A 10,133-nucleotide genomic window follows, 5' to 3' on the forward strand; every position below is an offset into this window, starting at 1 on the left:
CACCTGCACGCTGACGGCGATCCACTACCGCGACGCCACCTACGGCACCGCGCGGGCGGTCCAGACCTTCGAGATCACCGCGATCGCGCAGACCGTCGCCTTCACCTCGACCGCGCCGTCGACGGCCACGTCCGGCGACACGCTCACTCCGACCGCGACGGGCGGCGCGTCCGGGCTCCCCGTGACGATCGGAGCGACCGGCGCCTGCACGCTCGCCGACGGCGTCGTCACCTTCGCCGGCAGCGGCACCTGCACCGTCACGGCGGACCAGGCGGGCGACGGGCGCTACGCCGCGGCGGCGCAGGCCTCGCAGACCGTCGCGGTCACGCAGCTCGCGGGCACCGTCGCGTTCGGCGGCGATGCTCCGGCCGAGGCCCGGGTCGGGGGCTCCTCGACGGCCGCGGTCGTCGCCGGCCCGTCCAGTGCTCCCCCGGTGCTGACGGCCTCCGGCGCCTGCTCCGTCGGGCCCTTCCGACTGGTCTCCTACGACTCCGCCGGCACCTGCACGCTGACGCTGGACCAGGCGGGCGACATCCGCCACAGCGCAGCGCCGACGGCCGTGCGCAGCTTCGAGATCACCCGGACCTCGCAGACCGTGGCCTTCACCTCGCAGGCGCCGGACTCGGCGCTCGCCGGCGGCACCTACCGCCCGACAGCGACCGGAGGAGCCTCCGGGCGGCCCGTGGTGCTCGGAGCCTCCGGGTCCTGCACGCTCACCAACGGGGTCGTCGCCTTCACCGGATCGGGCACCTGCACGGTGACCGCCGACCAGACGGGCGACGCCCGGTACGACGCGGCGGAGCGGGCCTCGCAGGTGATCGCGGTCGGACTGCTCGCGGGCACCGTCTCCTTCGGCGGCAACGCGCCGACCGGCGCGACGGTCGGCGGGACGACCACCCCGCGGATCATCGCCGGGCCCTCCACGGCGCGTCCGGTGCTGACCGCCTCCGGAGCATGCTCGGCGGCCGCGGGAGTCGTGTCCTACGACTCCGTCGGCACCTGCACGCTGACGCTCGACCAGGCGGGCGACTCGCGGTACGGCGCCGCTCCGCAGGCCGTCCGCACCTTCGCGATCGGCGCCCTCGGCCAGACGCTGGCGTTCGCCTCGCCGGTCCCCGACGCGGCGGTCGCGGGGGGCTCCTACACGCCCGTCGTGACGGCCGGCGCGTCGAGCGCCCCCGTGGTGCTCGGAGCGGCCGGGTCCTGCACGGTAGCGGGCGGGGTCGTGTCCTTCACCCGCTCCGGCACCTGCACGGTGACCGCGGACCAGGCCGGGGACGAGCGCCACTCGGCGGCTCCGCGGATCTCGCAGTCGGTGGAGGTCGGCGCGGCAGCGGGAGCGGTGACGTTCCGCGACGCCGCTCCGACGGACGCCCGGATCGGCGGCTCCTGGACCCCGTCGATCGTCCGCGGCCCGTCGAGCGCCGACCCTGTGCTGGACGCCTCCGACTCCTGCTCGCTGGGAGAGGACGGCACGGTGTCCTACGACTCCGTCGGCACCTGCACGCTGACGCTGGATCAGGCCGGCGACGACGCTCACGCGCCCGCGGAGCAGGTCGTCCGGACGTTCCCGATCGGCAAGGCGCTGCAGACGGTCGCCTTCACCTCCGCGGCTCCGAGCACGGCGACCGCGGGCGGCCGCTACACGCCGACCGCGGCGGGCGGCTCCTCCGGTCTGCCGGTCACGATCGGCGCCACGGGCGCGTGCTCGCTCGCGAGCGGCGTCGTGACCTTCAGCGGATCCGGCACCTGCACGGTCACCGCGGATCAGGCCGGCGACGCCTCGCACGACGCGGCTCCCCGGGCGACCCAGTCGATCGCGGTCACCGCGGTCGTCCCGCAGAAGAAGAAGGCGCAGAAGGTCGCCTTCTCGACCGCGATGCCGTCCTCGCCCGAGAAGGGGATCGCCTACCCGGTCGCGGCCACCGCCTCCTCCGGTCTGCCCGTGAAGCTGTACGCGAGCGGCAGCTGCACGCTGACCGCCACCGGCGCGGGCACGGCGACGGTGCGGCTGACGGGCGCGGCGAGCTGCACCGTCCGGGCCACGCAGGCGGGCGACTCCGCGTGGCTCGCCGCGACCTCGGTGACGCAGTCGCTGCAGGTGAAGTCCTCCACCCGCGCCGACCTCACACTGACGCTGGCGCCGGCGCCGGGACTGGCGGCGACGGCGCCCCTCTCGGGCACGATCACCGTCCGGAACACCGGCACCCGGGACGCGGCGACGACGACCACCCGGGTCGTCGTCAGCGGAACGGTGGCGAGTGCGCCCGGCGCCGTGCAGACGAAGGGCTCGGCCGCGGGCACGACGGTCCTCACCTGGACCGCGCCGAGCGTCTCGGCCGGGCGGAGCACCACCTACTCGGTGACGCTCGTCGACCGGCCGGCCGCCACGACGATCGACGCCAGGGTGTCGACCGCCGCCGCCGATCCCACGCCGGCGAACAACGCGGTCAGGCGCACCTTCCGGTAGAGGCTGCGGGGAGGGAGGGGTGTCGCGCCGCGTTGCCCGTTCCCTCCCCGACCGCTACGGTCGCGGGGACGCTCCGGGGGACGGGGCTCGCGAGGGGGGCCCGTGGACCGGTTGAAGCGACGCGCGCTGCTGCTGGGGATCGCCTCCTCGGCGGTCGCGCTGACGGGGTGCACGCCCGCCCGGCCCGCTCCCGCGGCGCTCCCGCCGAGCACGGCGCCGGCGGCGGTGCTGCCGTCCGCCGCTCCGACGGCCGTCCCGACCCCTCCCCGCCCCGTGCCGACCATGACCGCCGCGGCGACTCCGGTGCGGCGGAAGGCGCCGCTGCCCTCCGGCACGATCTCGGAGCTGCCCGGCGAGGGGAGCACGCTCGCCTGGACCGTCGACGACGGCGCGGACTCCGACGTGGTCGCCGCCTACGCGCAGTTCGCCCGCGACACCGGCACCCGGCTGACCTTCTTCCTCAACGGGAAGTACGACTCGTGGACCGTGAACGCGCCGCTGCTGGCTCCGCTCGTCGCCTCGGGGCAGGTGCAGCTCGCGAACCACACCTGGTCGCACGCCGACCTGACGAGCCTCTCGAGCGACGGCGTGCAGGAGGAGCTGGGCCGCAACGGCGACTTCATCCGCTCGACCTACGGGGTGGAGGCGGCGCCCTTCTACCGGCCGCCGTTCGGCTACACGGACGAGCGGAGCCGGGCCGCCGCGGCGGCGATCGGCTACACGGCGACGGTGCTCTGGTACGGCTCGCTCTCGGACTCGGGGCGGATCACGCCGGAGCAGGTGGTCGGCTTCGCGGACCAGTGGTTCCTGCCGCAGCACATCGTGATCGGGCACGCCAACTTCGATCCGGTGACGCAGGTCTACGCGCGGCTCGTCGACATCCTCCGCGAGCGCTCGCTCGAGACGGTGACCCTCCGCGACGTGTTCGCGGTCTGAGCCGCGCCTTCAGCGGAGGGACGCGCGCGCGGCGGCGGAGACGGCCGCGGCGACCGCGTCGAGGGCGGGCGTGTGCAGGGCCCACTGCTGCCAGTAGAGGGGGACGTCGACGGGGTCGCCGCCCAGCTCGACCAGGCCCTCGCCGCCGACCGGGGCCTGCAGCTCGGGCAGCATCCCCCACCCCATGCCCAGGCGCACGGCCCGCTCGAAGTCGGTCGATCCGGGGACGCGGTGCTGCGGCGGGCGGCCCTCGACGCCGGCGGCTCGGAGGAAGTCGTCCTGCAGGCGGTCCTTCTCGTCGAAGACGACCACCGGAGCGCTCGCGAGGCCGGCCGTGCCCCCGTCCGGGAACCAGCGCTCGGCGAACGCAGGCGAGGCCATGGCGCGGTACCGCATCACTCCGAGCGGCGCGACGGTGCAGCCGAGCACCGCCTCCGACTCTCCGGTGACGGCCGCCAGCACGGTGCCGTCGCGGAGGAACGCGGTGGTGTGCGCCTGGTCCTCGCGGTGCAGCTCCACCACGACGCCGGGGACGGAGGCGAGCGCGGGCAGCACCCAGGTGGCCAGGGAGTCGGCGTTGACGGCGAGCGGGAGGACGACCGGGCCCGCCCCCTCCGCGTCCTCGCCGCCGAGCGAGCGGACGGCGTCGTCGGCGAGGAGCTCGATCTGGCGGGCGAGGCGGAGGAGCCCCGCACCGGCCTCGGTCGCGACGACCGGGCGCGAGCGCACCAGCAGGACGCGGCCGGCGGCGGTCTCGAGCGCCTTGATCCGCTGGCTGAGGGCGGAGGGGGTGATGTGCAGGGCCCGGGCGGCGGCGTCGAAGGAGCCGTACCGGACGGAGGCGGCGAGCGCGCGCAGGCGGGAGAGGTCGAGATCGTCGGTCAGCATCAGTGCTGCTCACGGTACTGAAGGAGCATGAGCTGGTCTACAGGAGCGCCCCGCCCTAGCGTCGGAGCGTGTCCCCCCTCCTCGCCGCCCTCTCCGGCCTCGGCTTCGGCCTCTCGCTCATCATCGCGATCGGCGCGCAGAACGCCTTCGTGCTCCGCCAGGGCCTCCGCCGCGAGCACGTGCCCGCCGTCGTCGCGATCTGCGCGCTCTGCGACGCCGCGCTGATCGTGCTCGGGATCGCGGGGATCGGAGCGGTCCTGGAGTCGGCGCCGTGGCTGCTGGTGGTGATCCGCTGGGGCGGCATCGTCTTCCTCCTCGCCTACGCGGTGATGGCGGCGAGGCGCGCACTGCGGCCGGGGACCCTCGACGGCGATCCGGCCGGCGCCTCGACATCGCTCCGCACGGCGATCGGCACGTGCCTGGCGCTGACGCTGCTGAACCCGCACGTCTACCTCGACACGGTCGTGCTGCTCGGGTCGGTGGCGAACACGCACGGCGCCGAGCGCTGGTGGTTCGGGGCGGGGGCGGCGGCCGGGAGCGTGCTGTGGTTCACCGCTCTCGGCTTCGGGGCGCGCGCGCTGCGGCCGCTGTTCCGGAGCCGCGGAGCCTGGCGGATCCTCGACGCGGCCGTGGCGGTCGTGATGGTGGTGCTGGCGGTGTCGCTCGCGCTGCACTGAGGGCCTGGTGGTGCACTGCTTGTTCTACTAACATTGTGAACATGTTGTTCCGGGTCGACCACTCCGCGGCGGGCTCGCTCGCCGACCAGCTGGAGTCGCAGGTGCGCTCGGCCGTCGCCCGGGGCGAGCTCTCGGCGGGCGACCGCCTGCCGCCCGCCCGCGAGCTCGCCGACTCGCTCGGCATCAACATGCACACCGTGCTGCGCGCGTACGCCGCCCTGCGCGACGACGGGATCCTCCAGATGCGCCGGGGCCGCGGCGCATGGATCACGGAATCGGCCGGGCCCGGGCTCGTGCGCGTCACCGCCCTGGTCGACGAGCTGCTCGCGGAGGCCCGCCGCAGCGGCATCACCCCGGCGGAGCTCGTCCGCCTGATCGAGAGGACCGGATCATGACCGCCACCGCCGACCGCCGCCGCGAGCTCCTCGCCGCCGCGTCCCTCCTGCTCCCCGCCGCCGGAGTGCTCGTCTCGCGCCTCGTCCTGGACGACGCTCTGCCCGCGGAGCTCGCCTCGCACTGGTCGGGCACCGGGGCGGCCGATGCGACCGCGGCGACGGGCGCCCTGCTCGCGATCGCCCTCGTGCTCTCCGGGCTCCCGGCCGTCGCGGGCGTCGTGGCGGCGGCCGTCGGGCGCGCCCCGCGGCTCCTGCTGGCGACCCTCGGCCTCGTGGCCGGGCTGGGCGCCTCCGCCTGGGCGACCTCGGTCGGCACGACGCTCGCGGCCGGGCGCGCCGAGGGGGCGGAGCTCGGCGGGTGGCTGCTCGCGCTGCTCGGAGGGATGCTCTTCGCCGTCGTGCCCGCGCTGATCGCTCCGGGCACCCGGCGCGCCTCCCGCCTGGCCGCCGGCCGCCTGCCGCTGGCGGCGGAGGAGACCGGCGCCTGGTCGCAGACGCTGACGGGCCCGGTGTTCGCCGTCGCCGCGATCGCCACGGCGGCGGGCGCGGCCCTCTCCCTCGCGACGCTCGCCGCGGCGGGCGCCACCGGTCCGGCGATCGCGACGGCCGTCGTCCTCGGCGTCGTCGCGCTGGTGCTCCTCTCCTTCTCCCGCCTGAGGGTGACCGCCGACCGCCGCGGCCTCCGCGTCGTCACGACCGCCCTCGGCATCCCGCTGCGCCGCATCCCGCTCGACACCATCGCCTCGGCCGGCACGGCCCAGCTGCGGCCGTCGGAGTGGGGCGGCTGGGGGTACCGGGTGATGCCGGGCCGCTCGGCGGTCATCCTGCACGCCGGGCCGGGGCTGGTGGTGACGACGGACCGCTCGCGCGAGTTCGCGATCAGCCTCGACGACCCCGAGACCCCCGCGGCGCTGCTCGAGACCCTGCGCTCGCGGGCCTGAGGCGCCGACCCGTCAGTCGACCACGATCCGGACGAGCGTCGTGACGGCATCCACCGCGTTCACGTAGGAGTAGTGCCGCGAGGTCGGGAAGGCGAGGTGCCGTCCGGGCTCCAGCCGCACGGGCTCCTCGCCCTCCCGCTCCAGGAGGAGCGCGCCGGCGGTGACGAGCAGGATCTCGTGCCACCCCTCGGGGTCGGGCTGCGCGTCGTAGCGGTCCCCGGGGCCGAGCGTCCAGGTCCAGAGCTGGGCCTCCCGGCGCGCGGGGACGGAGGAGAGCAGGACGGCGACGCTCGCCTCGCCCGCTCCCCGCCAGGCGACCTGGTCGATCGCCGCGGGCGCGGATCCCGGGGCCGAGACGAGTGCAGTGAACGTGGTGCCGAGGGCGGTCGCGAGGCGGTCGACTCCGGTCAGCGAGATGTTGGCCTCGCCGGCCTCGGCCGCGACGATCGTCCGCCGGCTGATGCCCGAGCGCGCCGCCAGCGCGGACTGGCTCAACCCGGCTCCGCGCCGCGCGAGACGGAGGTTGCCGCCCAGGTGGGCGAGGACGGGAGCCGACATGCGCACTATTCTGCACCGACAGGCCCCTGATGCTCCTAGGATGTGCAGAATGATGCACATCTCGCCTCTCCGGGGCCTCCGCTTCACGCGTCCGGAGTGGGCGCTCATCGGCATCACCGCGATCTGGGGCGGGACCTTCCTCGCCGTTCACATCGCGATGGAGCACAGTGGGCCGCTGTTCTTCGTCGGGATGCGGTTCGCCATCGCGGGGCTGATCAGCGCGGTCGTGTTCCACCGGTCGCTCCGGGGGATGCGGCGGATCGACCTCGCGGCCGGCGTCGCGATCGGGGTGATGATCTTCGCGGGCTACGGCCTGCAGAGCTACGGGCTGCAGACGATCACGAGCAGCACCTCCGCGTTCCTCACCGCGCTGTACGTGCCGCTGGTGCCGCTGCTCCAGTGGGTCGTGTTCCGTCGCCGCCCGGGCGTGCTGACGCTGGTGGGCGTCGCGCTGGCGTTCGTCGGACTGCTCCTGATCGCGGGCCCGCAGCCGGGCGTCGCGCTCGGAGCGGGCGAGGTGGCGACGATCGTGAGCACGCTGCCGATCGCGGCGGAGATCATCCTGATCGGCCTCGTCGCCGGACGGGTGGACCTCGGCCGGGTGACCGTAGTGCAGCTGCTGGTCGCCGGCGCGCTCGGGTTCGCCTCGATGCCCCTCGCGGGCGAGGCGGTCCCGGCGTTCTCGTGGGCCTGGCTGATCCCCGCGCTCGCGCTCGGGGCGAGCAGCTGCCTGATCCAGCTGACGATGAACTGGGCTCAGCGCTCGGTCTCGCCGTCGCGCGCCACGATCATCTACTCCGCCGAGCCCGTCTGGGCCGGTCTGATCGGCCGCCTCGCCGGCGACCGGCTCCCCGCGCTCGCCCTGCTCGGGGCGGGGTTCATTGTCGCGGGCACGCTCGTCAGCGAGCTGAAGCCGCGCCGCGAGCCTGCGCCGCCGGCTCTCAGGTGACGGCGGGGAGGGCGGCGGAGGCGACGAGCGCGCCGCCGGCGTCGGTGATCTCGACGGCGGCGACGGACTCGCGCAGGACGGCCGCGTTCATCTCGCAGTCGAGCTCCGCGGAGCTGCCGAGGAAGGAGCCGGACGGAAGCCGCTCGCCGGAGCCGGTGACCAGCACGAGGTCGTAGCTCTCGCCGAGGGCGAAGCCTGTCCCGCGGAGGATCGTCTCGGTGCCCCAGGTGTGCGCGACCAGCGAGCCGTCGAGCGTCACGCCCTCCGTCCGCTCGTCGAAGGCGATCGCCTCGACGGCGCCGAGCGTCCCGGGCGGTCCCGCGACGGGGCGCTCCTCGGCGGACCGCAGGGCCGCTCCGGCGACGCCGCCCACGACGAGGAGCGCGGCCGCCGCGGCGACGGCCAGGACGGCACGGCGGCGCGGGGCACGGCGGCGCGAGGCACGGCGGCGCGAGGCACGCACGCTCGCAGCGCGCTCGGGCCGCTCCCCGGCGAGCGCCGCGACGCGCGACCGCAGCTCCGGCGACGGCTCCGCCTCCTCCCAGCGGCCCAGCGCGCCGACCCGGTCGACCACCGCGCCGAACGACGCGAGCTCGGGGTCGATCGAGGGGTCGGCGGCGCGCAGGCTCTCGAACTCCCGCGCCTCCTCGGCGGAGAGGTCGCCGGCGAGGGCCGCCGCGAGGAGCTCCTCGCGGCGGCCGCCGGGCTCGTCTCCGGCGGGCTGGTCTCGGTCGATCACGATCTCTCCTCGTCGGTGGGTCCGGCGCCCGCGAGGTGACCGCGGAGCGCTCGGAGAGCGTAGAAGGCGCGGCTGCGCAGGGTGGCGACCGGCACGCTCGTGGCGGCCGACAGCTCGGCGTAGGTCTCGCCGTGCAGGTGGACGGCGACGACGACCTGCCGGTGCTCGGCGGAGAGCCGCGCGAGCGCCTCGGCGATCGCGAGCGGCTCGAGGGGGTCGCGGTCCTCCGCGGGCACCTCCTCCAGAACCTCGGCCTCGATCAGGCGCGGCAGGCGCTGACGCGAGCGGTGCACGTCGATGACGACGTTGCGGGCGATGGCGAAGAGCCAGGTGCGGGTGCTGGCACGCTCGGCGGAGTAGCTCGCCCGCGAGCGCCAGGCGCGCAGGAACGTCTCCTGCACGCAGTCCTCGGCGAGGCCGCGGTCGCGCAGGGCGTTGAGCGCGAAGCCGAGCAGGGCGGACCCGTGCTCGTCGAAGGCGGCGGCCGGGTCGAACCCCGCCGTCCGGGGCTCGAGGCGCACCACCGGAGCCGGGACCTCCGAGTGCTCGCGCGGCATCGCGGGCCCTTCGTCTCGTCGTGCCGTCGCCGTGCGCGCCACACCGCCTCCTCGTCGGGACCGGTGGTCCGTCGGAAAGGGGTACGGCCGCGGCGGCGGCGGCGTTCATCGGAGGCGAGGACCGTCTCCGTGAAGATCCTCTCAGATCGAGTGAACGCTGCGCCGCTTCCGGCCGCACTCCCTGCATCGGGCCCGCTCGGCGCTCGCGATCGAAAGGCTCCACCATGACGAAGACGTCCCCCGCGCGGAACCGCGCCGGCCGCCGCCTGCTCTCCCTCGGCGGCATCACCGCCGTCGCCGCCGCCTCCTTCTTCGCCGCCGCGCCGGCCCAGGCCGAGACCGAGGTCGCCGAGCCGTCCTCCTTCACCAGCGCCTTCACGGTGATGGCGACGCCCGACCAGGTCGTGAACGCCGACTCCGCCGCGACCCCCGGCCAGCCCGGCGCCACGGGCGAGATGACCTTCCGGGTCAACAGCGACCTCGACGTCATCTGCTACGACATCACCCTCACCGGCGTGACCGGCGACTACCAGAGCCCCGCGAAGACCGCGACGCACATCCACCAGGCGGCCCTGGGCAAGGCGGGCCCGCCGCGCATCGCGTTCCCGAACCCCGCGCCGGTCGGAGACGGCCCCCGCACCAGCAGCGGCTGCCTGCAGGGCCCCTTCACCACGGGCATCCAGGCGAACGGGGCCGACACCGGCGCCGGATTCACGCTGAAGGCCCTCGAGGCCGATGCCGCCTTCGCGGGCGACTCCCACACGGCCTCGTATTCGGCTGGCGTCGTCCGCGGCCAGCTCTCGCAGGTGCCGGTCGGCGGCCTCCAGACCGGTGGCGGCGCGACCGCCGCCGGGAGCGACGCCACGGGCCCGTCCGGTCTCGCCGCGATGGCCGGCCTCGGAGCCGTCGCCGCCCTCGGCGCGGCCGGAGTGGTCGTCGCCCGCCGGCGCACCGCCTCCTGAGAACCAGCCGACGTCGTCGTAGTCCACCGGCACCTCCATCGCCCCGTCCGACTGGATGCCC

The 10,133-nt window shown here is 75.5% G+C and carries 11 protein-coding genes; 7 read left to right on the top strand and 4 right to left on the bottom strand.

Features of this window, described 5'->3' with window-relative positions; genetic code table 11:
- Window positions 1-2,470: hypothetical protein (locus tag C5C74_RS17575; RefSeq protein WP_219813499.1), on the top strand; the 2,470-nt coding region annotated here is incomplete at its 5' end.
- Window positions 2,471-2,572: 102 nt separating this feature from the next.
- Complete coding sequence (locus C5C74_RS16095) at window positions 2,573-3,406, top strand: polysaccharide deacetylase family protein (protein WP_219813500.1); 834 nt, start codon at window positions 2,573-2,575, stop codon at window positions 3,404-3,406.
- A 9-nt stretch (window positions 3,407-3,415) separates the two neighbouring features.
- Here C5C74_RS16095 and C5C74_RS16100 read toward each other — a convergent pair whose 3' ends face one another.
- Window positions 3,416-4,294 (bottom strand): LysR family transcriptional regulator ArgP, encoded by an 879-nt coding sequence (locus C5C74_RS16100; protein ID WP_104351883.1) that lies wholly within the window; start codon window positions 4,292-4,294, stop codon window positions 3,416-3,418.
- 68 nt (window positions 4,295-4,362) lie between these two features.
- Here C5C74_RS16100 and C5C74_RS16105 point away from each other — a divergent pair, with 68 nt between their 5' ends.
- The 3 genes from C5C74_RS16105 to C5C74_RS16115 are packed head-to-tail and all read left to right on the top strand — an operon-like array spanning window position 4,363 to window position 6,307.
- The gene (locus C5C74_RS16105; protein ID WP_104239556.1) at window positions 4,363-4,971 is read left to right on the top strand and encodes a LysE/ArgO family amino acid transporter; all 609 of its coding nucleotides are present in this window, start codon (window positions 4,363-4,365) and stop codon (window positions 4,969-4,971) included.
- Window positions 4,972-5,012: 41 nt separating this feature from the next.
- Entirely contained in the window at window positions 5,013-5,366 is a 354-nt protein-coding gene (locus C5C74_RS16110; RefSeq protein WP_104225158.1) for a GntR family transcriptional regulator, read from the top strand.
- Window positions 5,363-6,307, top strand: a complete 945-nt coding sequence (locus tag C5C74_RS16115) for a hypothetical protein (protein WP_104267988.1) — start codon at window positions 5,363-5,365, stop codon at window positions 6,305-6,307. Before C5C74_RS16110 ends, C5C74_RS16115 begins: the two co-directional genes overlap by 4 nt.
- A gap of 12 nt (window positions 6,308-6,319) precedes the next feature.
- Here the strand turns inward: C5C74_RS16115 and C5C74_RS16120 are convergent, their stop codons facing one another.
- Window positions 6,320-6,865 carry a helix-turn-helix domain-containing protein gene (locus C5C74_RS16120; protein WP_104227343.1) on the bottom strand — a complete coding sequence of 182 codons (546 nt, stop codon included), beginning with the start codon at window positions 6,863-6,865 and terminating at the stop codon, window positions 6,320-6,322.
- 49 nt (window positions 6,866-6,914) lie between these two features.
- On the opposite strand from C5C74_RS16120, the gene C5C74_RS16125 reads away from it, so the two are divergent.
- Entirely contained in the window at window positions 6,915-7,814 is a 900-nt protein-coding gene (locus C5C74_RS16125; RefSeq protein WP_258063527.1) for a DMT family transporter, read from the top strand.
- Here the strand turns inward: C5C74_RS16125 and C5C74_RS16130 are convergent.
- Together C5C74_RS16130 and C5C74_RS16135 are read right to left on the bottom strand one after the other, a co-directional pair.
- Complete coding sequence (locus C5C74_RS16130; protein ID WP_104351885.1) at window positions 7,807-8,553, bottom strand: anti-sigma factor domain-containing protein; 747 nt, start codon at window positions 8,551-8,553, stop codon at window positions 7,807-7,809. The two genes, C5C74_RS16125 and C5C74_RS16130, sit on opposite strands and share 8 nt — an antisense overlap.
- The gene (locus C5C74_RS16135; protein WP_104349386.1) at window positions 8,550-9,110 is read right to left on the bottom strand and encodes a sigma-70 family RNA polymerase sigma factor; all 561 of its coding nucleotides are present in this window, start codon (window positions 9,108-9,110) and stop codon (window positions 8,550-8,552) included. The genes C5C74_RS16130 and C5C74_RS16135 overlap by 4 nt, the downstream gene beginning before the upstream one ends.
- A gap of 224 nt (window positions 9,111-9,334) precedes the next feature.
- Here C5C74_RS16135 and C5C74_RS16140 point away from each other — a divergent pair, with 224 nt between their 5' ends.
- Window positions 9,335-10,072 (top strand): CHRD domain-containing protein, encoded by a 738-nt coding sequence (locus C5C74_RS16140; RefSeq protein ID WP_104351886.1) that lies wholly within the window; start codon window positions 9,335-9,337, stop codon window positions 10,070-10,072.
- The last annotated feature ends 61 nt before the right edge of the window (window positions 10,073-10,133 follow it).

This window comes from Rathayibacter sp. AY1E8, from assembly GCF_002931415.1.
Classification (GTDB): domain Bacteria; phylum Actinomycetota; class Actinomycetes; order Actinomycetales; family Microbacteriaceae; genus Rathayibacter.